This is a genomic window from Ruegeria sp. AP7, assembly GCF_056539905.1.
Map to the genome: position 1 here is coordinate 166,303 of NZ_JBQFVT010000002.1, position 24,854 is coordinate 191,156.

Annotated in this window: 31 protein-coding genes; 23 read left to right on the plus strand and 8 right to left on the minus strand. The window is 57.3% G+C overall.

From position 1 onward, the window contains the following. Positions 1-13 precede the first annotated feature (13 nt). Genes ACR0KN_RS05690 through trmD form a run of 10 tightly spaced genes read left to right on the plus strand, consistent with a single transcriptional unit; the run spans position 14 to position 5,243 of the window. Entirely contained in the window at positions 14-526 is a 513-nt protein-coding gene (locus tag ACR0KN_RS05690; protein ID WP_480652033.1) for a GNAT family N-acetyltransferase, read from the plus strand. Continuing rightward, complete coding sequence (locus ACR0KN_RS05695; protein ID WP_480652035.1) at positions 523-1,074, plus strand: GNAT family N-acetyltransferase; 552 nt, start codon at positions 523-525, stop codon at positions 1,072-1,074. The genes ACR0KN_RS05690 and ACR0KN_RS05695 overlap by 4 nt, the downstream gene beginning before the upstream one ends. Then, positions 1,071-1,610 (plus strand): GNAT family N-acetyltransferase, encoded by a 540-nt coding sequence (locus ACR0KN_RS05700; protein ID WP_480652037.1) that lies wholly within the window; start codon positions 1,071-1,073, stop codon positions 1,608-1,610. The genes ACR0KN_RS05695 and ACR0KN_RS05700 overlap by 4 nt, the downstream gene beginning before the upstream one ends. Beyond that, positions 1,607-1,903, plus strand: coding sequence for a chorismate mutase (locus tag ACR0KN_RS05705; RefSeq protein WP_170392662.1), 297 nt, complete (start codon positions 1,607-1,609; stop codon positions 1,901-1,903). Before ACR0KN_RS05700 ends, ACR0KN_RS05705 begins: the two co-directional genes overlap by 4 nt. A gap of 42 nt (positions 1,904-1,945) precedes the next feature. Further along, positions 1,946-2,335 (plus strand): 30S ribosomal protein S16, encoded by a 390-nt coding sequence (rpsP, locus tag ACR0KN_RS05710; protein WP_170694628.1) that lies wholly within the window; start codon positions 1,946-1,948, stop codon positions 2,333-2,335. A 12-nt stretch (positions 2,336-2,347) separates the two neighbouring features. Next, positions 2,348-2,983: a 5,6-dimethylbenzimidazole synthase gene (gene bluB / locus ACR0KN_RS05715; RefSeq protein WP_480652039.1), complete on the plus strand. Its 636-nt coding sequence runs from the start codon at positions 2,348-2,350 to the stop codon at positions 2,981-2,983. Between the two features lie 2 nt (positions 2,984-2,985). Further along, complete coding sequence (locus ACR0KN_RS05720) at positions 2,986-3,132, plus strand: hypothetical protein (RefSeq protein WP_010437588.1); 147 nt, start codon at positions 2,986-2,988, stop codon at positions 3,130-3,132. Then, complete coding sequence (rimM, locus tag ACR0KN_RS05725) at positions 3,125-3,628, plus strand: ribosome maturation factor RimM (protein ID WP_480652041.1); 504 nt, start codon at positions 3,125-3,127, stop codon at positions 3,626-3,628. The genes ACR0KN_RS05720 and rimM overlap by 8 nt, the downstream gene beginning before the upstream one ends. Next, complete coding sequence (locus tag ACR0KN_RS05730; protein ID WP_480652043.1) at positions 3,628-4,443, plus strand: hypothetical protein; 816 nt, start codon at positions 3,628-3,630, stop codon at positions 4,441-4,443. Before rimM ends, ACR0KN_RS05730 begins: the two co-directional genes overlap by 1 nt. Beyond that, positions 4,440-5,243 (plus strand): tRNA (guanosine(37)-N1)-methyltransferase TrmD, encoded by an 804-nt coding sequence (trmD, locus tag ACR0KN_RS05735; protein ID WP_480652044.1) that lies wholly within the window; start codon positions 4,440-4,442, stop codon positions 5,241-5,243. The genes ACR0KN_RS05730 and trmD overlap by 4 nt, the downstream gene beginning before the upstream one ends. A 2-nt stretch (positions 5,244-5,245) precedes the next feature. Here the strand turns inward: trmD and ACR0KN_RS05740 are convergent, their stop codons facing one another. Continuing rightward, positions 5,246-6,046 carry a glycoside hydrolase family 25 protein gene (locus ACR0KN_RS05740; RefSeq protein WP_480652046.1) on the minus strand — a complete coding sequence of 267 codons (801 nt, stop codon included), beginning with the start codon at positions 6,044-6,046 and terminating at the stop codon, positions 5,246-5,248. A 45-nt stretch (positions 6,047-6,091) separates the two neighbouring features. Here ACR0KN_RS05740 and ACR0KN_RS05745 point away from each other — a divergent pair, with 45 nt between their 5' ends. The 3 genes from ACR0KN_RS05745 to rpmE all read left to right on the plus strand — a co-directional run bounded on the left by ACR0KN_RS05745 (position 6,092) and on the right by rpmE (position 7,044). After that, a complete protein-coding gene (locus ACR0KN_RS05745; protein ID WP_170475739.1) occupies positions 6,092-6,265 on the plus strand; it encodes a hypothetical protein in 174 nt (57 codons plus the stop codon). Between the two features lie 162 nt (positions 6,266-6,427). Beyond that, positions 6,428-6,811, plus strand: a complete 384-nt coding sequence (gene rplS / locus ACR0KN_RS05750) for a 50S ribosomal protein L19 (RefSeq protein ID WP_010437578.1) — start codon at positions 6,428-6,430, stop codon at positions 6,809-6,811. 11 nt (positions 6,812-6,822) lie between these two features. After that, positions 6,823-7,044, plus strand: coding sequence for a 50S ribosomal protein L31 (rpmE, locus tag ACR0KN_RS05755; RefSeq protein WP_039541571.1), 222 nt, complete (start codon positions 6,823-6,825; stop codon positions 7,042-7,044). Between the two features lie 47 nt (positions 7,045-7,091). Here the strand turns inward: rpmE and ACR0KN_RS05760 are convergent, their stop codons facing one another. The 3 genes from ACR0KN_RS05760 to ACR0KN_RS05770 all read right to left on the minus strand — a co-directional run bounded on the left by ACR0KN_RS05760 (position 7,092) and on the right by ACR0KN_RS05770 (position 11,878). After that, positions 7,092-8,504, minus strand: coding sequence for a cellulase family glycosylhydrolase (locus tag ACR0KN_RS05760; protein WP_480652049.1), 1,413 nt, complete (start codon positions 8,502-8,504; stop codon positions 7,092-7,094). Between the two features lie 770 nt (positions 8,505-9,274). After that, positions 9,275-10,861, minus strand: a complete 1,587-nt coding sequence (locus ACR0KN_RS05765; RefSeq protein WP_480652051.1) for an MFS transporter — start codon at positions 10,859-10,861, stop codon at positions 9,275-9,277. Positions 10,862-10,990: 129 nt separating this feature from the next. After that, positions 10,991-11,878: an AEC family transporter gene (locus tag ACR0KN_RS05770; RefSeq protein WP_480652053.1), complete on the minus strand. Its 888-nt coding sequence runs from the start codon at positions 11,876-11,878 to the stop codon at positions 10,991-10,993. A gap of 217 nt (positions 11,879-12,095) precedes the next feature. Here ACR0KN_RS05770 and ACR0KN_RS05775 point away from each other — a divergent pair, with 217 nt between their 5' ends. Further along, the gene (locus ACR0KN_RS05775; RefSeq protein ID WP_010437571.1) at positions 12,096-12,905 is read left to right on the plus strand and encodes a division plane positioning ATPase MipZ; all 810 of its coding nucleotides are present in this window, start codon (positions 12,096-12,098) and stop codon (positions 12,903-12,905) included. Here the strand turns inward: ACR0KN_RS05775 and ACR0KN_RS05780 are convergent. The 3 genes from ACR0KN_RS05780 to ACR0KN_RS05790 all read right to left on the minus strand — a co-directional run bounded on the left by ACR0KN_RS05780 (position 12,902) and on the right by ACR0KN_RS05790 (position 15,560). Then, a complete protein-coding gene (locus ACR0KN_RS05780; protein ID WP_480652055.1) occupies positions 12,902-13,615 on the minus strand; it encodes a DNA/RNA non-specific endonuclease in 714 nt (237 codons plus the stop codon). The two genes, ACR0KN_RS05775 and ACR0KN_RS05780, sit on opposite strands and share 4 nt — an antisense overlap. A 194-nt stretch (positions 13,616-13,809) precedes the next feature. Next, the gene (locus ACR0KN_RS05785; protein WP_480652057.1) at positions 13,810-15,045 is read right to left on the minus strand and encodes an adenylate/guanylate cyclase domain-containing protein; all 1,236 of its coding nucleotides are present in this window, start codon (positions 15,043-15,045) and stop codon (positions 13,810-13,812) included. Between the two features lie 62 nt (positions 15,046-15,107). Further along, on the minus strand, positions 15,108-15,560 hold the full coding sequence (locus ACR0KN_RS05790) for a MarR family winged helix-turn-helix transcriptional regulator (RefSeq protein WP_170475727.1): 453 nt from the start codon (positions 15,558-15,560) through the stop codon (positions 15,108-15,110). A gap of 58 nt (positions 15,561-15,618) precedes the next feature. On the opposite strand from ACR0KN_RS05790, the gene hmgA reads away from it, so the two are divergent. From hmgA to ACR0KN_RS05835, 9 genes are all read left to right on the plus strand, one after another. Further along, positions 15,619-16,974 carry a homogentisate 1,2-dioxygenase gene (hmgA, locus tag ACR0KN_RS05795; protein ID WP_170475725.1) on the plus strand — a complete coding sequence of 452 codons (1,356 nt, stop codon included), beginning with the start codon at positions 15,619-15,621 and terminating at the stop codon, positions 16,972-16,974. Positions 16,975-17,040: 66 nt separating this feature from the next. After that, positions 17,041-18,297, plus strand: coding sequence for a fumarylacetoacetase (fahA, locus tag ACR0KN_RS05800; protein WP_480652059.1), 1,257 nt, complete (start codon positions 17,041-17,043; stop codon positions 18,295-18,297). A gap of 3 nt (positions 18,298-18,300) precedes the next feature. Further along, the gene (locus tag ACR0KN_RS05805; protein WP_480652061.1) at positions 18,301-18,657 is read left to right on the plus strand and encodes a VOC family protein; all 357 of its coding nucleotides are present in this window, start codon (positions 18,301-18,303) and stop codon (positions 18,655-18,657) included. 3 nt (positions 18,658-18,660) lie between these two features. Beyond that, the gene (locus ACR0KN_RS05810) at positions 18,661-19,611 is read left to right on the plus strand and encodes an MBL fold metallo-hydrolase (RefSeq protein ID WP_480652063.1); all 951 of its coding nucleotides are present in this window, start codon (positions 18,661-18,663) and stop codon (positions 19,609-19,611) included. Between the two features lie 134 nt (positions 19,612-19,745). After that, the gene (locus ACR0KN_RS05815) at positions 19,746-21,356 is read left to right on the plus strand and encodes an FAD-dependent oxidoreductase (protein ID WP_480652065.1); all 1,611 of its coding nucleotides are present in this window, start codon (positions 19,746-19,748) and stop codon (positions 21,354-21,356) included. A 5-nt stretch (positions 21,357-21,361) separates the two neighbouring features. Beyond that, on the plus strand, positions 21,362-21,559 hold the full coding sequence (locus ACR0KN_RS05820; protein WP_480652067.1) for a DUF2783 domain-containing protein: 198 nt from the start codon (positions 21,362-21,364) through the stop codon (positions 21,557-21,559). 5 nt (positions 21,560-21,564) lie between these two features. After that, the gene (locus tag ACR0KN_RS05825; protein WP_010437557.1) at positions 21,565-22,107 is read left to right on the plus strand and encodes a VOC family protein; all 543 of its coding nucleotides are present in this window, start codon (positions 21,565-21,567) and stop codon (positions 22,105-22,107) included. Between the two features lie 7 nt (positions 22,108-22,114). After that, positions 22,115-22,753, plus strand: coding sequence for a maleylacetoacetate isomerase (maiA, locus tag ACR0KN_RS05830; RefSeq protein WP_480652069.1), 639 nt, complete (start codon positions 22,115-22,117; stop codon positions 22,751-22,753). Positions 22,754-22,841: 88 nt separating this feature from the next. Continuing rightward, positions 22,842-23,174 carry a DOPA 4,5-dioxygenase family protein gene (locus tag ACR0KN_RS05835; RefSeq protein WP_170475707.1) on the plus strand — a complete coding sequence of 111 codons (333 nt, stop codon included), beginning with the start codon at positions 22,842-22,844 and terminating at the stop codon, positions 23,172-23,174. Here ACR0KN_RS05835 and ACR0KN_RS05840 read toward each other — a convergent pair. Continuing rightward, entirely contained in the window at positions 23,171-24,799 is a 1,629-nt protein-coding gene (locus ACR0KN_RS05840) for an acyl-CoA synthetase (RefSeq protein ID WP_480652071.1), read from the minus strand. The two genes, ACR0KN_RS05835 and ACR0KN_RS05840, sit on opposite strands and share 4 nt — an antisense overlap. Positions 24,800-24,854 lie beyond the last annotated feature (55 nt).

The window sequence follows — 24,854 nt, forward strand, 5'->3', positions numbered from 1 at the left end:
CGGAAAGGCGGCGATGGCAGCAGCGCAGTATCGCGCAGCCCTGCCGGTCATTCGGACCCGGCGGCTGGTTCTGCGCGCGCCTACTCTGGACGACCTGCCGGTATGGACGTTGATCTGCAAGGACAGCTTTGGCGATACCGAACAGGACGCCTGGACTGAGTTTTCCTACTACACATCGGGCTGGCTTTTGCATGGGCATGGCCTGTTCACGGTCTCGCTAAAGGACGACGATCAGGTCATTGGCTTCGTCGTTCTGGGCCTCGAATGGGACGACCACGAGCCCGAGCTTGGCTATATGTTCGGAAGCAAGTTCCGCATGCAAGGTTACGCGACTGAAGCGTGCAGCGCTGTTCGCGATTTTGGCTTCGATCTGCTGGGGACGGGCCGGTTCGTAAGCTATGTTTCGCAGTCCAACACACGTTCGAACGCATTGGCGCAGCGTCTGGGTGCGACTCGCGACGCTGTTGCCGAAAGCGCCATTGGTCCAACACAGCATGTCTGGCGGTACGGCGAGGTGCAGGCATGAATTTCGCTCTGCCGATCCCGACGCTCGAAACCGAACGCCTGATCATGCGCGCACCGTCCGAGGCTGACCTGGACGCGGATACGGCGTTCTTTGCCACCGACGCCGCGCGGTTCGTCGGCGGACCTTTGCGCCGGGATGAAGTGTGGCGGGTGTTCGCCTCGCTTCTGGGCCATTGGGCCGTGCGCGGCTATGGCTATTGGAGCGTCGATGAGAAAGATACCGGTACCTATGTTGGCCGTATCGGACTTTGGTTCCCCGAAGGCTGGCCCGAGCCCGAGGTCGGCTGGACCCTGCTGAACCACGCCACCGGCAAAGGATATGCGACCGAGGCCGCTTTGACCGTCCGATCCTATGCCTATGATGTTCTGGGGTGGGCGACCGCGATCTCTCTGATCGATCTGGACAATACCGCCAGCAAGGCCGTGGCCAAGCGGATGGGTGCACAGTTCGAATATCATTATGAGCACCCTAAATACGGTACTTCGGAAATCTGGCGGCATCCTTCGCCAGGTGATCTGGTCAATGGCGGCGTGGAGGCATACGCATGACCACGTTTACCATCCCCACCGTCGAGACCGAACGACTGATCCTGCGCGCGCCGCATCTGGACGATCTGCCTGCGATGTCCGAATTCTTCGCAACCGAGCGCAGCCATATGGTCGGTGGTCCCAAGGACGCGCTGGAAAGCTGGAGCTCTCTGTCGAACCGGTTGGGTCATTGGGCGCTACGTGGTTATGGCCTATGGCATCTGACCGAAAAGGCCAGCAGCGCATTTGTCGGCTGGGCCGGCATGATCTACGTCCCCGGCTGGGCCGAGCCCGAGCTGGGCTGGACGCTGATGGCAGAGGCCGAAGGCAAAGGCCTGGGCTTTGAGGCCGCAGCCGCTGCACGCGACTACGCCGCCCGGCATCAAGGCCTTAACGGGGTGATTTCATACATTGCCCATGCCAATGAGCGCTCGCGCGCGCTGGCCGAACGGCTGGGCGCAACGCTGGAGATTGAGAGGGCCGAACTTCTGGGCAGGCACGCTCAGATCTGGCGCCATCCGCAGATTGATTTGACCACCGAGAGGACCGGCCAATGAACAACCCCGTGACACAAGCTGCCGCGCTGTTGAAGGATCACCGCGAAAGCATCGACCGGTTGGATGCGATCCTTGTCTATACGCTGGGCGAGCGGTTCAAGCACACGCAGGCTGTTGGCAAGCTCAAGGCCGCACACGACCTTCCCCCGTCCGATCCTTCGCGCGAGGCTGCGCAGATCGCACGGTTAGAAGACCTGGCGAAAGAGGCCGATCTGGACCCCGATTTCGCCAAGGCTTTCCTGAATTTCATCATTCAGGAAGTCATCCGACACCACAAGAAACATCAGAACTAACCGGCACCTACGCCGGATACGCCATTCAAAGGAGATACCACCATGGCAATGAAAATTCGTCTCGCCCGCGGCGGCTCGAAAAAGCGTCCCTTCTACCGCATCGTGGCTGCTGACAGCCGCATGCCTCGCGATGGCCGTTTCATCGAAAAGCTGGGCACCTACAACCCGCTGCTGCCGAAAGACAGCGAAGAGCGCGTGAAAATGAACATGGAGCGCATCCAGTACTGGCTGGATCAGGGCGCACAGCCCACCGACCGTATCGCACGCATGCTGGAAGCTGCTGGCGCACGCGACAAGGCCGAGCGCAACAACCCCAACAAAGGTACTCCGGGCAAGAAAGCTCAGGAACGCGCAGAAGAAAAAGCGGCCAAAGCTGCTGAGGCGACTGAAGCTGCTGCTGCACCGGCTGAAGAAGCTGCGGCAGAAGAATAAGCAGGCGGGCGCGTGCGGGATCAGGCTTTTACCGACGATTTTCGCACGCAGTTCGATCTGTTGATGCGGCTCCGGCGCGATGTGCGCCGGTTCCGCATGGACGCGGTAGACGAGGCAGTGCTTATGCGCTGCCTCGACGCGTTTCGGCTGGCCCCTTCAGTGGGGCTGAGCGAACCCTGGCGTGTGATCCGCGTCGAAACTCAGGCGGCGCGTGACGCGGCGCTGAAGAATTTCCAAACCGCAAACGAACAGGCGCTGGCCGGGTATTCCGGCGAAAAGGCGCAGCTTTATAGCCAGTTGAAACTGTCCGGGATGAAAGAAGCCCCGGTGCAGCTGGCCGTGTTTTGCGACGATGCCACCGACAAAGGCCAAGGACTGGGCGCGGGTACTATGCCCGAGATGCGGCGCTATTCTGTGGTCTCTGCCATCACCTTGTTCTGGCTTGCCTTGCGGGCAGAAGGGTTGGGTCTAGGCTGGGTCTCGATCCTCGACCCGGACCAGATGGCACGCGATCTGGATGTGCCCGCGGACTGGCGGCTGATCGGTTATTTCTGTGTTGGCCGACCCGAATGCGTTTCGGATACGCCTGAATTGGAACAGGTCGGCTGGGAAAACCGCAATGACACTTTGCCCATCGAGGTGCGCTAGGCATGTTCGGATTGTTACGGCTTCCCATACTGCTGGCGATCGCCTTTATTGTGGGCGTATTCTTCGAACGCTCGAACCAGCGCGAGGCGTGCGAGGTGATCGGGCAATGGCGGGACGGGCTATGTGTGACGGATGGTCAAAATGAGTGATCTGATCTGCGTGGGCAGTATCGCGGGCTCGTATGGGGTGCGCGGGGAGGTGCGGCTGAAAAGCTTCTGCGCCGTCCCTGAGGATATCGAGGGCTATTCGCCGCTGACCGATGAGGCTGGAAAGGAGCGCTATCCGGTGGTCCTGACCCGCGCAATCAAGAATGGTTTCGCCGCACGGCTGGGTGGGATTGAGTCCAAAGAAGAGGCGGATGCGCTGAACGGACTGCGCCTCTATGCGCGACGCGATCAATTGCCGTCGCTGCCGGATGATGAGTTCTACCACACCGATCTGATCGGGCTTGAGGTCTATGACACCGGCGGCACCTTGTTGGGCCTGGTGAAGTCAGTTCAGAACCACGGCGCTGCGGACCTGTTGGAACTGCACGGTCCTGGTCTGAAAACCACCGTGCTGCTGCCCTTTACGCTGGAGTCGGTACCTACAGTTGATCTGGACAAAGGCCGCATCATTGCTGATCCGCCCGAGGGCCTGCTGTAATGCGCCGTGTGCTGCTGCATCTGGGTCTTCACAAAACCGGGACGACGGCGGCGCAGTCCTTTCTGTTCGAAAACCGCTCATTGATCTGGCCGCACCATGCGCTGGTTCTGCCCTATCGGACCCGCAAAACCGGCCTGTCCGAAGCAGCCACACGCTATTCTGTCTATGGCACACCCGGCGCGATGAGTGATTTCAAGGATCAGATGCGGCACTTTCTGAATTCGCTGGAATTCGGCCAGAAACGCGGGCTGGTCTTGAGCGAAGAAAACTTTTCGGGCCTGCGCCCCAGCCGCAATGTCGCGGTGGGATATGAAGCCGCGCCCGAGCTTGCCTCTTGTCTTGTTGGCCTGATCCGCGACCGGTTCGCGGGCGAAGATGTGCATATCACACTCTACTACTCGCTGCGGCAGCGTGGAAGCTGGCTGCGCAGCCTGTGGGCACATGATCTGCAACGCTCGCGCCTGATTCAGGATTTTGAGACCTTCCGCGCACGGCTTGAAACGGTGCCCTCACCGCAGGTCGCGGCAGAGGCAGTGCGTGATCGTCTACCCTCGGTATCAGTCCGAACCGAATGGTTGGAGGATCTCCAAGGCCTGCGCTATGGGCTTGGACATATCTTTGCCGAATTTCTCGATCTGCCCAAGGACAAAACAGCGGAATTGGTAGGCCCAACCCGATCAAACCCGCGCCTGCCCGAAGATATCTTGCTGCAGATGTTGGAGATGAACCGCTCGGCTCTGGACGACGCGGCGCTGATCGACCAAAAAGCGGCTCTGGTTCAACGCGTCCAAAATGACCTGATCGGCTCAAAATGACAGAGAAACCCGGAAAGTCCCATGGCCGCAAAGCCATCCGCCCGACGCTGAAGCCGAGCGAGTTGATGACGCCGACGCCCGATCTCCACGGGGTGTGGAAGGCCAAGATCATCACCCTTTTCCCTTCGGCCTTTCCCGGAGTGCTGGGTGAAAGCCTAACTGGCAAGGCCCTGCAGGAAGGGCTGTGGCAATTGGAAACCGTCGATCTGCGCCAGTTCGGGGTTGGCAAGCATCGCAATGTGGATGACACCCCTGCAGGTGGCGGTGCGGGCATGGTCCTGCGTGCCGATGTGCTGAGCAATGCCATCGAGCACACGATGGCAGGCATCCGGGGCAACTGGCCACTGATCTACCTAAGCCCACGCGGGCGTCGGATGGACCAGCAGATGATGCAGAATCTGGCGCGCTGCGATGGCATGACCCTGCTGTGCGGGCGGTTCGAAGGCGTCGATGAGCGGGTGCTGGAGCATTACGGCGTGCAAGAGGTCAGCTTGGGTGATTTCGTCATGACCGGGGGCGAGATTGCAGCGCAGGCGCTGATCGATGCCACGGTGCGACTGATCCCCGGCGTGTTGGGCAATCAGGCCTCAGCCGAGGAAGAGAGCTTTTCCTCGGGCTTGCTGGAGCATCCGCAATACACCCGCCCCGCAGACTGGAAAGGCCGTCCGATCCCGGACATTCTGATGTCGGGCCACCACGGTCGCATCGCGGACTGGCGTCATGAGATGTCGGAAGAGATCACCCGCGAACGGCGGCCCGATCTTTGGGACGCATATCAGAAATCCAAGGACAACGACTAAGACTAGCGGGTCGCTTTCCAGAGCGCCCAGGTCTCGGGCGTACCATTAAAGGTATTGATGTCGACCTTACCCTGAACCCCCGGCACCAGTCCTGTGCCGGTATATTGCCAGAACCGCCAGATCGCGCTTGGATAAACATTGCGAGGATGCCCGGCGACCGAACGCAGCCAGAACTCGGTCTTGGGCAGCCGGCCAATGTCGGTGTCGCGGTAAAAGTCGACCGTGGTATAGACGATCGGGCGGCGCCCATAATGGCGTTCTAGAATATCCAGGAATTTTTTTGCCTCGGCCCGGACGGTTCGCCCATCGGGGCGCAAGGTGCAGGTTTTGGAATGCGGCGTCCATTCCATGTCCAGCACGTGCGGCAGATCGGCCCCTTTGGGCACGTTCTGGATGAACCAGCGGGCCTGTTCGTGGGCCGGGCGGCAGAAATAGTAATAGTGGTAAGCGCCCCAGGGCACCCCGGCACCCTGCGCACCGCGCCGGTGTTCGTCAAACATCGGGTCGGCGAAATCTCCGCCCTCGGTGGCTTTGATGAATGCGAAACTGACACCGGATTTCTGGGCGGTACGCCAATCAATCGGTCCCTGCCAGCGCGATACATCAAGCCCGTGCACCGGGTAATGGCCGGGGTGGCGACCCTCCCATTCATGCGGGTCGGCATCACCAAAAGCGGGATAGATGATCGAAGGCGGAGTCGTGTCCGCAAAGGCCTGTGGTTCAACCGCCTGAGGTTGCGGGCCTCGGCGGCCACATGAGACGAGTGCAAGCGCTATAACGGCCAGCAGGAGTGCTTTGCGCATCTTTTGGTCCTGTATCAAATTTCTGCTCTGATAATTGAACCCAGAATGCCTGATCTGGCCGCCAAGGCAACGATGTATTTGACCGATGGCGAAAACACACCGGCATCCGCAGTGAATCGTGCCAGTTTAGGCTTGATCCCTGCACACAAAGCCCTTAAAGCAGCGCAATCCGGTGCCGCATTACGCGACTCCGGTGTTTTGGTTTGCATCCTGACGTGACGCCCGGCTTTCTTCGGCCCCGGCGCGACAGGGCGGACCGGACCAAAAGGAACATTCGATCTGACCTCTGGCGGGCTGTACGCAGGACCCGGTGAAGACCAAGAGCTCTCAGCCCGTGCCCAAACTTCGTGGACCAACCACGAGCAGATAGGAGTAACTGCGATGGACCTAATCGCACAGCTTGAGGCGGAACAGATTGCCGCCCTGGGGAAAGACATCCCCGATTTCAAAGCCGGTGACACCATTCGTGTCGGCTTTAAAGTGACCGAAGGGTCACGTACCCGTGTGCAGAACTACGAAGGCGTCTGCATCGCACGTAAAGGTGGCAACGGCATCGCCGGTTCGTTCACCGTTCGCAAAATCTCGTTTGGCGAAGGTGTGGAACGTGTGTTCCCGCTGCATTCGACCAACATCGACAGCATCACCGTTGTCCGCCGTGGCCGCGTTCGTCGCGCCAAACTGTACTACCTGCGCTCGCGCCGTGGTAAATCCGCGCGTATCGCAGAGGTCACCAACTACAAGCCCAAGGCTGGCGCCGAGGCGTAAGGAGCGGAAAGATGAAAAAAGACATCCATCCCGATTATCACCTCATCGACGTCAAAATGACCGATGGCACCGTGGTTCAGATGAAATCCACCTGGGGTGCCGAAGGCGACCAGCTGGCCTTGGAAATCGACCCCTCCGTGCACCCGGCATGGACCGGTGGCTCGTCGCGCCTGTTGGACGCTGGCGGCCGCGTGTCGAAGTTCAAGAAGAAATACGAAGGTCTGGGCTTCTAATCCCAAACCGCTCGAATTCAAAAGACCGTCCCTTGGGGCGGTCTTTTTTATTGCAACAGATCAAGATAAAGCCAGCGCGCACCATTAAGTTCTGTCAGGTCAACTATGTGCCTGCCATTTTCATATTGATGCGCCATTGGAGGAAGGGCCCGGCCCGGATCAACGGACCTCAGTTTGAGGTCAGCGGAGGCGGTAATCTGCAAAATGCCCGTAACCGGTTCGACCCGGAAGGCAGCTGATTGAGGTTCGACAGGAACACTTCGCCCTGAAATCGAAATCAAAATCTGACGCGATTGTGCAATGTCATTGCCATCCAGACTTTGAACTGCTACCGCCGCCATGGGTGTCGTGATGTCGAATACAACATTTCTGGTCGTGATTACCTCGTCATGGAAAAAGCCTGCCGCGATCTGACTCTTTCCCGTGTCCACCGTGAACCGGGCATTGCCAAAGTCGCGCTGAAACTCGCCCGTATCTGCGGCAACAACAGTGGCATCCTCTGCCAAATATGATCTGTCGAGATCAAGCGGGCCGTATTCGTCGCGGTTCAATTTGGTCGCCGCGAGCCACGGCAATGCACGAGTCTCGGGCATACATGTTACCAACCTGCTTTGTTCAAACACTGTCCGTATGGCAACTGATGTTTCCGGAGACACAGGACGGCCAAAGAACGTGTCCTCATCCAAGCAAATCGCGTACGTATTCTCGGCTTGCTTGACATGGCCTTCCCGGAACAGAAGGGCTGCGGCGGGCATCATCCATATCATCCCGGGATCTTCGGCCATACTCCAATTGGTTGGCGATGTAGGTCGGTTCAGAGATTGCTGTGAGTAGCCATAGATCATCATGGCATCCCAGCCTTGATGCGCCGCACTTGTCGCCACACGGAGCGGTGTGATGAAACGGTCCTCAGCGGGGAACTCCCCGATATTCCACTCTGAAACGCTAAGAGGCATACCCTCAACCTGCGCGATCGCGATCCATTCCAAAAAACCACTCTGTTGGCGCGGGTCAAAACCGATTTCACCAACTGCTCCATAACTATGCGCGTCGATTATGGACCCAACGGTCAGCGATGGCAGACCCGCGATTGTCATCCCGCCCCAAAGGCTCGTTGTCGAGATCAGACCTTCAAATCCAGTGTCGCGAACAGCGGGGATCAGTTGTTCGTTAAAACGGCGTTCAAGATCGTTCAGAAAAATCTTCGAGTCGCCGTACTCCCATGTCCGCCAGGTTTCATTGGGATCAAGCCCGTTGCCGCGCGCAAATTCATCTGCCAGAGCGATGAATAGTTCACTATGCATAGGTACATTCTTATTCGGGAGGAGAGCGTTGCCGAAGTGATGTGTAAGGTCGTTTTCGTTCGTCAACATCACAGCGACGACTGCCGGGTCCTCGGCATACGTAAGACCCGTCAAAGAATTTTCGTGACGCAAATAGGCGTTCTGGAATTCGACCATTCGCGCCTCAATGCTGGGCGAGATGTAGTTAAAGCCTCTGACATCGGCGATATCGTCATCCCCAGCAATCTCATCGAACCCGGAAATTCCGTCCTGCGGCGTAAACCTTCGACCTACATGGAGATCAAGCCATACGTAAATTCCTTACCGCTTTAGCGCTGCAATCCAAGCGTCAAGCTTTTGTATCGACGCTGGGTCGAGGTTAAGCGTATCAGAGGGATCTGATCCGAAGACGTTAGGACCCACCCAATGAGAATCGTGGTGGTGAATTCTGACAAGGTTAACCCCCAACCGCGCCATCCTTTGGGCATGCAGTTCGACTGAATTCAGGTTGGTGTGAAATAACGCATATGCCTGTAGATTAACGCCCCAAAAACGGACTGGCGTCCCATCCTCAAACACCAATGCACCGTCTTGCGCTAGAATTTTTCCGTGAAACCCGGCAGGTTTATGATTGAGCCAACTCAGGTCAGGAGTCGGTGCATAGGACAGCACCCTATCTATTGGCCATTTGTCCGAAGCCGAGGATTCTTGTGCCAAAGTGCATACGGGCAAGGTACACAGTGATAAAAGGACATACAGAAACCGTTTCGTGATACCAAATAGACTCATTAACTTTTCCAATACCAATACAACCACATCATAACCTCAGTTCCGGTAGCCGCTATTCACAAAAGTTGTGCTCCCGGACGTACCAGTTGTGTTTTCGCTATGCTCAACTCAGAGCATGAAGTAAGCCCCAAACCCAGAATCGCACTTGAAACCGTGCGCTATCGGGTCAGGTTCACCGCGCTATGCACAGGCGGAACGGGCCCTCTGAGCAGCAGCAATGCCAGCAGCATCCCAGCCAGTGCGACACCGGCAGCGATCAGCATCACACTGTCAAAAGCATCATCCTGAAGATCACGCAGAGCACGTGCCAGTGTCGCGCCAGTATCCGGATCAAGCCCAGCGATAAGCTGCTGTACCTGACTGGCTGTACCATGGGTCAACGCATGAGCCAGATCTGCCCGTTGCTCTGATCCAGCGGGTAATGTGGCGATCACTTCGGACAGACCCCGACGGGTGGTGATCGCCTCGGCCAGCCCACCGACCACGGCACCAAGGGTCGCACCAAAATAGAGGAACGCGTTCACCACACCCGAGCCCTGCCCCATATGCTCTTCTGGCAACAAACGCAGCCCGAGACGAGGCAGCAATGAAAACCCGATGCCAAGCCCGGTCCCTATGATCAGCAGCTTCCACCAGATCCCGCCCATGCCGGTCGTGTTCGTCGTCATGGTCAACAGCAAAAAACCACACGCCATGAAACCCATGCCAAGTATCACGGGCCATTGGAAGCTATAGGGTGCCAGAAAGCGCGGCGCGATCACGGACACAACGAACATGCTGAGGCTCAACGGCAGGATCGCCACACCTGCACCGACGGCCGATAAGCCAAATGCATCGGGCGACTGCACAAACACGTTGAAATAGACAAAGAAGCTAAACAGCGCGAAGCCGGTGATGAACATCCCCGCCGCTGCCATGAAATAGCGGGGATGACGGAAATAACGCAGCTCGATCAGAGGGTCTGCGCTTCGGCGCGAGGTGATAATCAACGCAATCACCGCAATCGCTGAAACGCAGAGCGGGATAAGTGTCGAACTAGAGGTCCAGCCCTGGCTTTCGCCATTGCTAAGAGCGAAGGACAGCGAACCGAGCAGCAGGACCAAAGCAACGGCACCAGCCAGATCAAACTTCGCACCAGCAAGCCGCGTGTCAGGGACATAATGTTCCTTGCTCACCCGTAACCCAACCAAAAATGCAACCAGCAGCAGCGCGAGATCGGTGGCAAACACGCCCCGCCAACTGAGGTAATGCGCGAACGCGCCGCCCAAGATCGGACCCACACCGATCGCCAACCCAACGATCGCACCCCAGGCGCCGGTTACGCTGGCCCGCTGATCTTCTGGCGTCGCCGCCGTCAACAATGACAGAGAGGTGCCAAACAACGCCGCAGCCCCTGCGCCCTGAGCCCCTCGGCCTATCAACAACATGGCAGCATCCTGCGAAAACAGCACCAGGGCAGAGCCAAGGGCAAACACAATCATCCCGGCAAAGAATACGCCGACCTTGCCGGTAATATCACCCAGCCGGCTAACGATGGAAACAAGTGTGGCGCTCACCACCGTATAGATTGCCATCACCCATTGCAGGCTGGATGGTGACAGATCAAATTCGGTTTTCAGGTTGGGCAGGATCGTCGCAACGGCGGTCGAATTGAACCCAACCACCATCATGCACAGCGCCGTCATTATGAGAACCAGGCGCCCCCCACCGGAGCCTGAATTGTCATCAGTGACGCTTGCTGGCATCTGTGTACTCCTCGTTCAGGAATAGCCTGCTGGTCTTCCAGGCGCATAGCTTAGCGCTGTGTTGTTCCTATTATTAAACGGTTTTTCGTTGGTGCGTATAGTTTTTCCGCAAGGCGAGCTTTGCCCACTTCAGACCCAGTAAGACAGTGCCACCGGCAACACCAAAATCGTGGTCAGGGTTGAAACAAGAATGAACCCGGCCACGTCGGGCCCGTATTCCGGTACATGTTGATCAATGAATAGATATGTTGCGACGGAAGACGGCATCAGGCAGCACAGGATCACCGCCCCCCGCTCGGCCCCCGTGAAGTCGAAAGCCCAGACCAGCGCGCTTGCAATCACCATGGCCATCACCAGGTGCAACGCGGTCAGCAATACAGCGCGTCCAAGGCTTGATATCCGCAGCGTCGCAAGCGTGTGCCCCAACGTTAGCAGCATCAGCGGAATCGAGAGACCACCCAGTATGTCAAAGGATTTGGCGACCGGTTGTGGAAGGCTATAGCCCGTGGCCATCAGCGCCAGAGACAACGCTACCGCGTAGATGATCGGAGATGTGGCAAGTTTTCGGGGTGAGAACTCCCCAGCCGGAATCCACATACCGATCGTGAAAATACTGATCAGCACAACAACCACAAAACCCATCGTATAAGCCATGCCGGCATCCCCCAACGCCAGTAAGGTTATGGGAAGACCGATATTGCCGACATTGCCGTGCATAAGCGGCGTTAGAAACGCCCGCGCTGGCAACCGCATCAGCTTGAGCGCGACAGACCCCAACACTCCAAATCCTGCGATCGCCAAAGCGGCTGCTGTCATCACGTCAAGAAACGTGCCGACCGCGATTTTGGTGGTCGACAAGTGCGAGATGATCAGGGTTGGATACCCGACCCTCGATACGATTCCACCAATGACCTTATTGTCGAACGGAGCACGGATTAGTGCCAGAAAATAACCGATTCCAGCACAAATCAGGACGGGCAGAACCACGTTCAGGACGTTCAAAAACAGATGGTCCAATTGCTGTCCTTAATCACAATTCCTCGATCCCGACAGTGAAATACGGGCGTCTGTTTGGCAAGGAGTTACCCTAAACCCAACCCATCACGCGTTTTTCCAAAATAGAGCCTGATAAAGCTACTCGGGACGGCCCGAGGTTCTTCCCTTCCACGCTCACACAACATATAGTGGCTGCCACAACGTGTAGATAAACACGGCGGGACTTGGGAATACAGGCATGGCACATATCATCGTGGTCGGGAACGAAAAAGGCGGCGCAGGTAAATCGACCGTGTCAATGCATGTTGCCACTGCCCTGGCCCGACTGGGGCATAAGGTCAGCACGCTTGATCTCGACTTGCGGCAGCGCAGTCTGGGCCGGTATTTTGAGAATCGCCTGAACTTCCTCAACGGCTCGGACCTGTCTCTGCCCAGTCCGCGTCATCACGACCTGCCCGAGATTGACGCCAGCGCGCTGAAACCCGGCGAGAATATATATGACCACCGCCTGTCGGCTGCCGTCGCAGAGCTGGAAAGTGACAGCGATTTTATCCTGATCGATTGCCCCGGATCGCATACACGCCTCAGCCAGGTGGCCCATTCACTGGCCGATACGCTTGTTACGCCGCTGAACGACAGTTTCATCGATTTCGACCTGCTGGCGCGGATCGATTCCAAGGGTGAGAAAATCCTTGGTCCGTCGGTCTATTCCGAAATGGTTTGGAACGCGCGCCAATTGCGTGCTCAGGCCGGCTTGAAACCGATCGACTGGGTGGTGGTGCGAAACCGGGTCGGGACGCAGCGCATGGTCAACAAGGAAAAGATGCAACGCGCCATCGAGATGCTGTCGCAGCGCATCGGTTTCCGGGTGGCATCTGGTTTCTCTGAACGGGTTATCTTTCGCGAACTTTTTCCGCGCGGGCTGACCCTGCTCGACCTCAAGGATATTGGCGTCAAACAGCTCAATATCTCGAACATCGCCGCGCGGCAGGAATTGCGCGACATGATGAAAGAATTGAACCTGCCGGGGGTTGAGATCGATTTTTAGAGGCTCAACGGTGGAGGAGCCTTCAAAGGTCTAGGGTAGTTCTTGCTGGGTGGGGTTGATTGAGCTTTGCCCGTGCTCGCCTCAACGTACTCTGTTTTGATCTTGTAGGTGATTTTTTCTGGGAGTTTTCTTAACTTTCTTTTTACTCTATCCGAACAATTGCTGAACCAGGGTGACATATTGCCTTCGGCTTTGATTTTCAGCTCAACACGAACATAGTGTTTACTAGCCGACATTTTCTCAGCGTTTTTTGCGGCTTTGAAAAAATTGTATAAAGAGGTTTCAAACTTCTCCATAACAGCATTTTTGTTGCGATCCAGCGGCACCAAGTTTTCGGATTTTCCAGACCCACCCAGTTTTTGCGCTAATAAGTGGCCACGAACCCACCGCTGCGAGTTCAGTTCCGCGTAATCCGCAAGTTCAAGTATACCCGTGAGCTTGAGCTCTTTGAGTATGGAATCGACTGATCGCATTCGTTCGATCTTTTTGACATCAAGGCTGGAAACAGCGGCGGTAACATCTGATATTTTGATGAAGTCGCGCACATTCCAGTTTGTATTGAATTCATCAACGATCACACAATCGCTTTTGCTTGCACTCTGCCCTCGATTTAGGCAGGTCGATGTAAGAGTAGAGATCGCGGCTCTGCCACCATAAACCTTATCGCTCGGGGCATAATCCACTGAGAATTTTGGAATTTTTAGTGCCATCACTCGTACAGGTTCCCAACTGATCAATACCAAAACTAAGGAGTTGCATTTTTTTAAATTGCGATAGTTCAATGTTGTATCAAGAACTGAAGAAAAGCTCAGTTCCGGTACAATGATAGATTTTCGGTTGCCCCAACGTCAACCGACTCTGCATCGGAAGCCTACACCCGGGATATTTTATCGCCTATCACGATCTAGTTCGCTGCATGGTAGACCGTAAACAGCTCTTTCGGCTCTGCCACACCTCGCAGCATATAGCGCCCAACTGAAATCAGATCCTGATCGCAAGGTTGAGCCGCACGAGCCACATCATCCGAGATCAATATTCGCTGCCCCAACGAGCGATGCATCCCGGCGATACGGGATGTCTGGTTCACGGTCGGGCCGATGACGGTAAAATCAAGACGGCTGTCGGCACCGATATTGCCATAAAGAATCTCGCCCGCATGCAGGGCCAGCGTATAGTTCGAAACCGGCTGCCCACGCTCTTTGCGCAGGGTGTTCAGCTCGGCCATACGCTCCTGAAGCATGGTCGCGGCAGCCAGAGCAGCACGGGCGTCGGCATCAATTTCGCCCACATCAAACATCGCCATAACCCCGTCGCCCATGAATTTCAGGATATTGCCATCACATTGATGAACCACATCCACCACCGCAGCGAGGTAGTCATTCAGCATGTCGATGACTTCAATCCCCGGAAGCTCTTCCGACAGGCTGGTGAAACCTTCGAGGTCAAAATTCCAAATTACCGCGTCGATCTGCTGCAAAGACCCCCGGCGGATTTCGCCGGACAAGACCCGCCGCCCGGCATCACGTCCCAGGTAGACACGCATCAAGTCCTTAGACACCCGTGCATTCGAAGCCGACTTCAAGGCTAAACCCAGATGTGGCAGCGCAGTTTCGATCACTTCCAGATCATCGTCGCCGAACCCTTCGGGCGCGTTGCTGGCCCAGGACATCAGCACGCCATCAATTGACATCTTTGCATCGTGCGGGTTGGTTTGGCTGGGCACGTCAAAGCTAATACCAGTCGCGTAATAGTCCGTGGCACCGTTTTCCCGCAATTCATTCAGCAATGGAAATCGACTGGGCTCATTCTGATCGATCAGACGTTCGCGGATCGCGTCGACGTCCTCGTTGAGAATGACGTAGAGCGGGCTTTTGGTCCAAACCTCGCTGGGCTCCTCGGAGTATTCGAAAGTTTGGAAATCACCGCCCCGATCCTGATACCAGCTGTATCCAGTGCCACCGTAGACCGGATGCAATGCCGGTTGCGCTGCGTGGAACCGCATCAAAGGCACGCCAAGATCGACCAGCCGGTTGCAGTAACCGTCCAGCAACTCTTCTTTGTCGGCCCCTTCCAAACCTCGGGCGACAAGCCAATCGATCAGATTATGGGATTTTGCCGTTGGGGACTCCGGCTTGGTCATTTCACAGTCCTGTGTTTGTTATGACGTTGATCTGGGGATCATGATCCCAGATTACCAGAGTGCTATTCCATTCCAGCTAGACGTCGCAGCATCATACGCAGCAATGCGGCTTCGCCGGTCGTAAAATGGGCTGCAAGCTTGGCGTCATAATCGCGCGCAATTCCGCGTAGTTCACGATACACACTCTGGCCAGAGGTCGTCAGCGTCAGTCTTTCAACTCTGCGGTCGTTTTCGTCCCGCGTCCGTTTCAGATATCGGCGCTGTTCAAGCTTGCGCACAGCGCGGCTGACTTTGGTCTTATGGATCTTCGCGCGCAAGCCGATTTCCTTGGCCGTCATCTCACCATAATTCCCAAGGTGAAACAGCACCCGCCATTCGGTACGCAACATCCCATATCGATTCTTGTAGACGCGCTGAAATTCGAGCGAGCTTTCCTCGGCCGCCTGATTCAACAGGAATGGCAGGAAATTTCGCAAATCAAACTCATCTTTTTCGTCATTATTCTGTTGTGTCATCCTTGTTAGTTACAAAATCAACTATTATCCGACAAGCAGCAACTTGAAGGAGCGCCCGATGAATCGCCCCACCGATCCGCATAAGATGACCCAGGCTAGCACCCCTGTCGGAACCCATCCCGGCTATATGCCCGGCTTTGGCAATGACTTTGAGACCGAAGCCTTGCCCGGCGCGCTGCCGCAGGGCATGAACAGCCCGCAGAAATGTAACTATGGGTTATATGGTGAACAACTGAGCGGCACCGCCTTCACTGCCAACCCGCCCGAACGCACGTGGTGCTATCGCATCCGGCCATCGGTGAAGCATTCGCATCGGTATGTGAAAATCGACCTGCCTTACTGGAAATCAGCTCCCTGCGTTGATCCGGACGTGATCTCTCTGGGCCAATACCGCTGGGATCCAGTGCCACATTCGGATGAAGGCCTGACCTGGTTGACCGGCATGCGCACCATGACCACGGCCGGGGACGTGAATACCCAAGTTGGCATGGCCAGCCACATCTATCTGGTCACAGAATCGATGGTGGACGAGTACTTTTTCTCGGCAGATTCAGAATTGCTAGTCGTCCCGCAGGAGGGTCGGCTTCGATTTGCCACTGAAATGGGTATCATCGATCTGGAACCGAAGGAGATCGCGATTATCCCACGTGGGCTGCTCTATCGCGTCGAGGTGCTGGAAGGCCCCGCGCGCGGTTTTGTTTGCGAGAATTACGGACAGAAGTTCGAACTACCCGGGCGCGGACCGATTGGGGCCAACTGCATGGCGAACCCACGCGACTTCAAAGCTCCGGTGGCAGCGTTTGAGGATCGCGAGGTGCCCTCGACCGTGACGATCAAATGGTGCGGGCAGTTCCACACCACCAAGATCGGTCACAGCCCGCTGGATGTGGTTGCATGGCATGGCAATTACACGCCTTACAAATACGATCTGAGCACCTATTGCCCGGTCGGAGCGATCCTGTTCGACCATCCCGATCCGTCGATCTTTACCGTCCTCACCGCACCCTCAGGCCAGCCGGGCACTGCCAATATCGACTTTGTGCTGTTCCGCGAGCGCTGGATGGTTATGGAAGACACGTTCCGCCCACCCTGGTATCACAAAAACATCATGTCCGAACTGATGGGCAACATCTACGGTCAGTACGACGCCAAACCGCAAGGGTTCATCCCGGGCGGCATGAGCCTGCATAACATGATGATCCCACACGGGCCCGACAAGGAAGCTTTTGAAAAGGCGTCGAATTCGAACCTCGGCCCGGATAAGTTGGAAAACACCATGTCTTTCATGTTCGAAACCCGCTTCCCACAGCACCTGACCGGTTTTGCCGCAACCGAGGCCCCGCTGCAGGACGATTACATCGATTGCTGGAGCGACATCGAAAAGAAATTCGACGGAACCCCCGGCAAGAAGTAAGTACCGCTCAAGTCCTAAGATTTTTCGTCGAAAAATCTTGGCCTCGAACAAAGGTTTGGAGACAAGATGCCTTTAATCAAATCCTGGGTCTCATCGGCCAATTCCGCCGATCACCCATTTCCACTGAACAACCTGCCTTATGGCGTATTCTCTACAGAAAGCACCGAGCCCCGCTGTGGGGTGGCTATCGGTGACATGATCTTTGACGTCACCGCCGCCGAGGTCGATGGGCTAATCGCACTCTCGGACGAGCCGCTCTTTGATCTGCCGTTTTGGAATCCGTTGATGGAAGAAGGCCCTGCCGTATGGGCCGCCTTGCGCGACCGCCTGATCGCTCTGCTGGCCGAAGGCTCAGACGCGCAGCACAAGATCGAAGGCCTGCTGATCCCGCAGGACGAGGCCGAGATGCATATGCCCTTTGCCGTCAGCGAATACACCGATTTCTACGCGGGACGCCATCACGCCCAGAACGTAGGCACCATGTTCCGTGGCGCTGAAAATGCGCTGCCACCGAACTGGCTGCACATCCCCATCGGCTATAACGGGCGCGCCTCTTCGGTGGTTGTTTCGGGCACCGATATCCGCCGCCCTTGGGGTCAACTGAAATCCCCCGATCAAGACCTGCCCGCCTTCCTGCCCTGCCGCCGCTTTGATATCGAGCTTGAGATGGGTGCGATCGTCGGCACACCGTCTGACGGCCCGATTTCTGTGCAGGAAGCCGATGACAACATCTTTGGATACGTCCTGCTGAATGACTGGTCCGCGCGCGATATTCAGGCGTGGGAATACCAACCGCTGGGGCCGTTTCAGGCCAAGGCGACAGCGACCTCGATCAGCCCGTGGATCGTGACCAAAGCGGCGCTGGAGCCATTTCGCTGCGACACGTCGGATCGTGAGTTTGCCCTGTTGGATCACCTGAAAGATTGTGGACCGATGCTGTATGACATTGATCTGGCCGTGACCATGGCACCCGAAGGCAAAGACGCCACGACCATCGCGCGAACCAATTACCGCGAGATGTACTACTCAGCGGCACAGCAGTTGGCGCATCACTCAACGTCTGGCTGCCCCATGAACACAGGCGACCTGCTGGGATCCGGCACCATTTCGGGCCCAACCAAACCGGAACGCGGCTCATTGCTGGAACTCAGCTGGGGCGGGAAAGAACCGCTGACGCTAGACACCGGCGAAACCCGCAGTTTTATCGAAGATGGTGACACCATGACTCTGACCGGCGCGGCCAAGGGCGACGGCTACACCATCGGCTTCGGCGATTGCGTGGGCACTGTGCTGCCAGCGTTAAGCGACCCTTATGCGCGCTGATTGATGTTTGGGCTCGACCATATCCAGATCGCGCTTCCCGAAGGTGGCGAATCCACCGCGCGGATTTTCTGGTGTGATGCATTGGGGTTGAACGAATTGCAAAAGCCCGAAGCCCTGCGCGCGCGTGGTGGCCTCTGGCTGGCGCTGGGTCAGTGCGAACTTCACTTGGGTGTCGAGAAAGACTTCTCACCAGCCCGCAAAGCCCATCCGGGTTTCGCCGTCGATGATCTGGATGCGATCGCCGCTCAGATCGAAAGTTACGGTCAGAAATTGCGCTGGGACACAACACTAAATGACCGCCGCCGGTTTTTCACCGAAAACCCCTTTGGAAACCGGCTCGAGTTTTTGCAAAAGGATTGAGAGATGGCCAAGGCATTCGCGTCCCAGGGGGACATGTCGGAAAAGAAAATCAGCTTTACCGAGGTGGGCGAAGGGCTTTACGCCTTCACCGCCGAAGGCGACCCAAACTCGGGCGTGATCATCGGCGATGACAGCGTGATGATTGTCGAGGCGCAGGCGACCCCGCGTCTGGCCAACAAGGTGATCGAATGCGTGCGCTCGGTCACGGACAAGCCGATCACCCATGTGGCGCTAACGCATTACCACGCAGTTCGTGTGCTCGGCGCCAGCGCTTTTGGCGCGCAGCAAATCCTGATGTCGGACATGGCTCGCGCCATGGTTGTTGAACGGGGTCAGGAGGATTGGGACAGCGAATTCCAACGCTTCCCCCGCCTGTTCGAAGGGCATGAGAGCATCCCGGGCCTCACATGGCCCACCACCACATTCAGCGACACCATGACCGTTTATCTGGGCAACCGCCGGATCGACCTGATGCATCTGGGCCGCGCCCATACGGCAGGCGATATCGTCATCCATGTGCCCGATCAGAATGTCATGTTCACCGGAGACATCGTCGAATACCACTCGGCCTGCTATTGCGGCGACGGGCATTTCAGCGACTGGGGAGATACGCTGGATGAGATCAAGTGGTTTGACGTGGACGCTATCGCTCCGGGACGCGGCGACGCATTGGTCGGTAAGGACATGGTCAATGCGGCCATCGAAAACACCCGCAATTTCGTCGAAAGCACCTATCGCCCGGCGGCCAAGGTCGCGGCGCGCGGTGGCAGCCTGAAAGAAGCATGGGACGCAGTTCGCGCCGAATGCGATCCCAAATTCGCCGACTACGCGATCTACGAACACTGCCTGCCCTTCAATGTCGCCCGCGCCTATGACGAGGCCCGCGGCATCGACACACCCCGTATCTGGACCGCCCAGCGCGATCTGGAGATGTGGGAGGCCCTGCAGGGCTAAGATTTCCGGGCCGAATTTGATCCAGATCGTGGCAGCCCGGATTTGACGGTGAAACTCTAACGCGAGACCTCCGGCGCAACTGTGCCGGAGAACAGATGCGGTGCGCCCGATGCGCCAGAAATGGGAGAGAGAGAGTGAACAAGATCTTTGAAGTTCCACTTTATGCTTACGAGGCCAGCCCGGACCAATCCGCGCCCGCGCCCGTGCGCCACAAGGTCATCGTTGTCGGGGCCGGTCCAGTGGGTCTGGCCGCCGCCATTGATCTGGCCCAGCAAGGCGTCGAGGTGCTGGTGCTGGACGACAATGACAAAGTCAGCTTCGGCAGCCGCGCCATTTGCTTTGCCAAACGCCCGCTGGAAATCCTCGACCGTCTGGGCTGCGGACAGCCGATGGTGGACAAGGGTGTTCTTTGGAATAAGGGCAAAGTGTTCTTCGACGAACGTCAGGTCTATGAGTTCGACCTGCAGCCCGACAGCGGCGATCAGCGCCCGGCCTTCATCAACCTGCAGCAATACTATTTCGAGCAGTTTCTGGTCGACCGCGTGCGCGAATTGCAGGCGCAGGGCGCTCCGATCGAAATCCGCGGCCGCAACAAGGTTGAAGCAGTCGGAACCCACCCTGATCACGTCAAGCTTGAGGTCGAAACGCCCGAGGGTTCGTACACCATCGAGGCGGATTGGGTGATCGCCTGCGACGGCGCGGGCTCACCTATGCGCGCCATGATGGGCAAGGATTTCGTGGGCCGCGTGTTCGAGGACAACTTCCTGATCGCCGATGTGATCATGGAGGCCGATTTCCCCTCGGAACGCTGGTTCTGGTTCGATCCGCCCTTCAACAAAGGCCAATCGGCGCTGCTGCACAAGCAACCCGATGGCGTCTGGCGCATTGATCTGCAACTGGGTTGGGATATCGACAAAGAGCGCGAAAAGCGCCCGGAAAACGTAATCCCGCGCCTCAAGGCCATGCTGGGTGAGGACGTCAATTTCCAACTGGAATGGGTCAGCATCTACACCTTCCAGTGCCGCCGGATGGAGCAATTCCGCCACGGCCGAGTGATCTTTGCAGGCGACAGCGCGCATCAGGTCAGCCCGTTTGGTGCACGGGGTGCAAACTCTGGCGTTCAGGACACCGACAACCTGTGCTGGAAGCTGAAACTGGTGATTGACGGCAAAGCGCCAGAGTCGCTGCTGGACAGCTACGATCAGGAACGCATTCACGGCGCGGACGAGAATATCCTGAACTCGACCCGCTCGACCGATTTCATCACCCCGAAATCGCAGATGTCCCGCATCCTGCGCGATGCGGTATTGGACCTGAGTGAACATTATGATTTTGCCCGACCGATGGTGAATTCAGGTCGGCTCAGCGTGCCTTGCGTCTATGACGGCTCGCCACTGAATTCGGCGGACGCATTGAACGGACCATCGCAGACGCGCCCCGGAGCGTCCTGTCCCGATGCGCCTTTGGGTGATGACTTTCTGCTGCCTAAACTGGCTGGACAGTTCACGCTGTTGACCATCGACGCCGATGCGCCGGATGAGATCGAGGTCGATGGGATCACCGTCAAACGCCTGGCACTCTCGGTCAAAGACGACCCGACCCTGACGCTGAAGCGCCGCTATCTGGGCGATGCGACCGGAGCAGTCTACCTGATCCGTCCCGATCAGCACGTGGCCGCCCGCCGCGACACTTACGAAGAAAACGCATTCCGGCACGCGGTGCGCCGCGCCACAGGCAAGGAGTAAGCGACATGGCCGATCTGATCCTCTCACCCAACCTGACCCAGGCCGACGAATTCTATGCCGATTTGGTGGCGGCCCATGAAGGGCTTGAGAAATCCGAAAGCGATGCGTTCAACGCACGCCTCGTGCTGGTACTGGCGAACCACATTGGCGACAATGCAATCTTGAAGCAGGCGCTTGAGGCCGCAACGCTGAAACAGGAGTAAGCCTCATGAAAATCGATCAAATTCACCACGTCGCCTATCGCTGCAAGGATGCGAAAGAGACGGTGGAATGGTACGGCAAGATGCTGAACATGGACTTCATTCTGGCGATTGCCGAAGACCATGTGCCCTCGACCCACGAGCCCGACCCTTACATGCACCTGTTTCTGGATGCTGGAAACGGAAACGTGCTGGCGTTTTTTGAACTGCCAACCAAGCCGGAGATGGGGCGCGATCCCAACACGCCGATTTGGGTGCAGCACATCGCCTTCAAGGTGAAGGACCGCGATGAGTTGATCGCGTTCAAGGACCACCTCGAAGCCAACGGGGTCGAAGTTCTGGGTGTCACGGATCATTCGATCTTTCACTCGATCTATTTCTTCGACCCAAACGGCCACCGCGTTGAACTGGCTTGCCCCGACCCCGAGGAAGAGGCCATGCTGGCCCGGCTGGATTCGGTGAAATGGGATATGCTCGAAGAATGGTCGCGCACCAAACGAGCCCCTCAGCATGCCGACTGGCTGCATGCCAAGGAACTAAGCAAAGGCTGACCAACATATGTCCGAAGTGGTTCTGTTTGACTACTGGCGCTCGTCCGCCAGTTACCGGGTGCGGATTGCGCTCAATTTAGCCGGGATCACCTATCGCCCGGTCATCGTTGATCTGGTGGACGGGGCGCATCGCGCCTCGGATCATTTGGAACGCAACCCGCAGGGTCTGGTCCCGGTGCTGGATATCGATGGGGTTCGATTGACCCAATCGCTGGCGATCATCGATTATCTGGATGAGACCCGCGACCTGGGCCTGCTGCCAACCGATCCGGCCAAGCGAGCCGCGGCGCGGGCATTGGCGCACAGCATCGCGGTGGATATCCATCCGGTCTGCAACCTGTCGGTTGCCAAACATGCCACCGCGCTTAGCAATGGCGCTGGCGACATGCCCGGCGACTGGATGCGCCACTTCATCCGACCGGGTTTGCTGGCGTTTGAATCGCTGCTGAGCGGCTTTGATCAATCCCCGTTCTGCACCGGAGACACCCCCGGTCTGGCCGATATCTGCCTGATCCCACAGCTTTATAATGCGCGCCGGTGGGAAGTTGATCTATCCGACATGCCACGCCTGACAGCAGTCGAGGACGTTTGCGCAGAGCATTCCGCCTTTGCCGCAGCCCATCCCGATCTGCACACTCCGCTCTGAACCGGTGCACAGGGTCTGTTTGGCAGTGTGGGTGCACAAATCCTCGCGCCACCCTTAGGTTTCTGTACAACGTCAGACGGAGACCCCCATGCCCGAGATCACCGGCTACCACGCCCATGTCTATTTCGACGCCAACACACAGGACACGGCACAGCAAGTGTGCGAAGAAGCCGCGCGCCTGTTTCCCGCCGTGCAGATGGGCCGCATGCATGCGCGCAACGTTGGCCCTCATCCGCGTTGGAGTTGCCAGCTGGGCTTTCCCGCCGAAGCCTTTGATCAGGTCTTTCCCTGGCTGATCCTGAACCGGAAAGGGCTGACCATCTTTACCCATCCAGAAACCGGCGATCACTTGGCCGATCACCGGGATCGCGCCATTTGGATGGGCGAGATGCTGGAACTTGATCTGTCGATCTTCGATTAACCCAGCTCCCGCGCCCGGTCGCGCAAGATGAACTTCTGAATTTTCCCCGTCGACGTTTTCGGCAACGCCCCGAAAACAACCGTCTTGGGCGCTTTGAAGTGGGCCATATGATCCCGGCAGAAAGTGATGATATCCGCCTCATTCGCCTCTGCCTGCGGTTTCAATTCAACAAATGCGCACGGCGTTTCACCCCATTTCTCATCCGGGCGGGCCACCACCGCTGCTTCCATCACGGCCGGGTGTTTATAAAGCGTGTCTTCGACCTCAACGGATGAGATATTCTCGCCGCCCGAGATGATGATATCCTTAGACCGATCCTTCAGCGCGATATATCCGTCCGGGTGCATCACGCCCAGATCGCCTGAAGCAAACCAACCGCCTTTGAAGGCCTTGTCCGTCGCCTCGGCGTTCTTGAGATAGCCCTTCATCACGATGTTACCCTGCATGAAGATCTCGCCCATGGTTTCGCCATCCGAAGGCACAGGCTCCCTCGTCTCGGGGTCAGCAACCATCAGGCCCGAGAGTGCCACGTATTTCACCCCCTGACGCACCTTCAGCGCAGCGCGCTCTTCCGCGCCCTTCTCGTTCCACTCGTCCTTCCAAGCGCAGACAACAGACGGGCCATAGGTCTCAGTCAGGCCATAGACATGGGTAACCTCAACGCCCATCCCCTCCATCGCTTCGATCACCTTGGCAGGCGGTGGGGCGCCAGCGGTCATCGCCTTAATCTGCTGCGTGAAATCCTTGAGGTTATCCGGCGCGTTGGCCAGCATGTTCAGCACAATCGGCGCGCCGCAGAAATGGGTTACACCCTCTTCCCGGAACGCGTGATAAATAGGTTCATCCCGCACGGCGCGCAGGCAAACGGACGTGCCCGCATTGGCCGCCATGGTCCACGGGAAGCACCAGCCGTTGCAGTGAAACATCGGCAGCGTCCACAAATAGACCGAATGCTGCGGCATGCCCCAAGTCAGAATGTTCGACGTCGCGTTCAGCGCCGCGCCGCGGTGGTGATAGACCACACCCTTGGGGTTGCCTGTGGTGCCCGAGGTATAGTTCAGCGTGATCGCATCCCATTCATCTGCGGGCAAAGACCAATCGAACTCCGGATCGCCCTCGGCCAGCAGCCCCTCATAGGTCAAATCGCCCAATCGCTCGCCACCGTCAAAACTGGCGTCTTCGATGTCGATCACCAGAATGTTGTGATCCACCTGCCCTAACGCCTGTTTCACGACGCCTGAAAACTCGGGATCGACCAGGAGAACCTTGGCTTCGGCATGGTTCAGAATGAAGGCGATGATCGGTGCATCCAACCGTGTGTTGATCGCATTCAGCACCGCACCAGCCATGGGCACGCCAAAATGCGCCTCATACAACTCAGGGATATTAGCCGCGATGATCGACACTGTGTCGCCCACGCCCACGCCACGCGCAGTCAGCGCGCTGGCCAGACTTCGGCTCCGCGCATAGGTTTCAGCCCAGGAATACCGGCGCTCACCATACACCACGGATGGGTAGTCCGGATACACTGCCGCCGTCCGCTCAAGATAGCTGAGCGGGGACAAAGGCGCGAAATTCGCAGGGGTTTTATCCAGATGTTGCTGGTAGATTGGTGTGGCTGTCATCCGGCGATCCTCCCAAACTCGACAGATTGGCGTATTGAGCACAAAGTTTACGCCA

What these genes read in the sequence shown, in the direction of transcription:
- ACR0KN_RS05690 (WP_480652033.1), top strand. Translation starts at nt 14, where the DNA reads ATGGCAGCAGCGCAGTATCGCGCAGCCCTGCCGGTCATTCGGACCCGG.
- ACR0KN_RS05695 (WP_480652035.1), top strand. Translation starts at nt 523, where the DNA reads ATGAATTTCGCTCTGCCGATCCCGACGCTCGAAACCGAACGCCTGATC.
- ACR0KN_RS05700 (WP_480652037.1), top strand. Translation starts at nt 1,071, where the DNA reads ATGACCACGTTTACCATCCCCACCGTCGAGACCGAACGACTGATCCTG.
- ACR0KN_RS05705 (WP_170392662.1), top strand. Translation starts at nt 1,607, where the DNA reads ATGAACAACCCCGTGACACAAGCTGCCGCGCTGTTGAAGGATCACCGC.
- rpsP (WP_170694628.1), top strand. Translation starts at nt 1,946, where the DNA reads ATGGCAATGAAAATTCGTCTCGCCCGCGGCGGCTCGAAAAAGCGTCCC.
- ACR0KN_RS05720 (WP_010437588.1), top strand. Translation starts at nt 2,986, where the DNA reads ATGTTCGGATTGTTACGGCTTCCCATACTGCTGGCGATCGCCTTTATT.
- rimM (WP_480652041.1), top strand. Translation starts at nt 3,125, where the DNA reads ATGAGTGATCTGATCTGCGTGGGCAGTATCGCGGGCTCGTATGGGGTG.
- ACR0KN_RS05730 (WP_480652043.1), top strand. Translation starts at nt 3,628, where the DNA reads ATGCGCCGTGTGCTGCTGCATCTGGGTCTTCACAAAACCGGGACGACG.
- trmD (WP_480652044.1), top strand. Translation starts at nt 4,440, where the DNA reads ATGACAGAGAAACCCGGAAAGTCCCATGGCCGCAAAGCCATCCGCCCG.
- ACR0KN_RS05740 (WP_480652046.1), bottom strand. Translation starts at nt 6,046, where the DNA reads ATGCGCAAAGCACTCCTGCTGGCCGTTATAGCGCTTGCACTCGTCTCA.
- ACR0KN_RS05745 (WP_170475739.1), top strand. Translation starts at nt 6,092, where the DNA reads ATGCCTGATCTGGCCGCCAAGGCAACGATGTATTTGACCGATGGCGAA.
- rplS (WP_010437578.1), top strand. Translation starts at nt 6,428, where the DNA reads ATGGACCTAATCGCACAGCTTGAGGCGGAACAGATTGCCGCCCTGGGG.
- rpmE (WP_039541571.1), top strand. Translation starts at nt 6,823, where the DNA reads ATGAAAAAAGACATCCATCCCGATTATCACCTCATCGACGTCAAAATG.
- ACR0KN_RS05760 (WP_480652049.1), bottom strand. Translation starts at nt 8,504, where the DNA reads ATGGTCGAATTCCAGAACGCCTATTTGCGTCACGAAAATTCTTTGACG.
- ACR0KN_RS05765 (WP_480652051.1), bottom strand. Translation starts at nt 10,861, where the DNA reads ATGCCAGCAAGCGTCACTGATGACAATTCAGGCTCCGGTGGGGGGCGC.
- ACR0KN_RS05775 (WP_010437571.1), top strand. Translation starts at nt 12,096, where the DNA reads ATGGCACATATCATCGTGGTCGGGAACGAAAAAGGCGGCGCAGGTAAA.
- ACR0KN_RS05780 (WP_480652055.1), bottom strand. Translation starts at nt 13,615, where the DNA reads ATGGCACTAAAAATTCCAAAATTCTCAGTGGATTATGCCCCGAGCGAT.
- ACR0KN_RS05785 (WP_480652057.1), bottom strand. Translation starts at nt 15,045, where the DNA reads ATGACCAAGCCGGAGTCCCCAACGGCAAAATCCCATAATCTGATCGAT.
- ACR0KN_RS05790 (WP_170475727.1), bottom strand. Translation starts at nt 15,560, where the DNA reads ATGACACAACAGAATAATGACGAAAAAGATGAGTTTGATTTGCGAAAT.
- hmgA (WP_170475725.1), top strand. Translation starts at nt 15,619, where the DNA reads ATGAATCGCCCCACCGATCCGCATAAGATGACCCAGGCTAGCACCCCT.
- fahA (WP_480652059.1), top strand. Translation starts at nt 17,041, where the DNA reads ATGCCTTTAATCAAATCCTGGGTCTCATCGGCCAATTCCGCCGATCAC.
- ACR0KN_RS05805 (WP_480652061.1), top strand. Translation starts at nt 18,301, where the DNA reads ATGTTTGGGCTCGACCATATCCAGATCGCGCTTCCCGAAGGTGGCGAA.
- ACR0KN_RS05810 (WP_480652063.1), top strand. Translation starts at nt 18,661, where the DNA reads ATGGCCAAGGCATTCGCGTCCCAGGGGGACATGTCGGAAAAGAAAATC.
- ACR0KN_RS05820 (WP_480652067.1), top strand. Translation starts at nt 21,362, where the DNA reads ATGGCCGATCTGATCCTCTCACCCAACCTGACCCAGGCCGACGAATTC.
- ACR0KN_RS05825 (WP_010437557.1), top strand. Translation starts at nt 21,565, where the DNA reads ATGAAAATCGATCAAATTCACCACGTCGCCTATCGCTGCAAGGATGCG.
- maiA (WP_480652069.1), top strand. Translation starts at nt 22,115, where the DNA reads ATGTCCGAAGTGGTTCTGTTTGACTACTGGCGCTCGTCCGCCAGTTAC.
- ACR0KN_RS05835 (WP_170475707.1), top strand. Translation starts at nt 22,842, where the DNA reads ATGCCCGAGATCACCGGCTACCACGCCCATGTCTATTTCGACGCCAAC.
- ACR0KN_RS05840 (WP_480652071.1), bottom strand. Translation starts at nt 24,799, where the DNA reads ATGACAGCCACACCAATCTACCAGCAACATCTGGATAAAACCCCTGCG.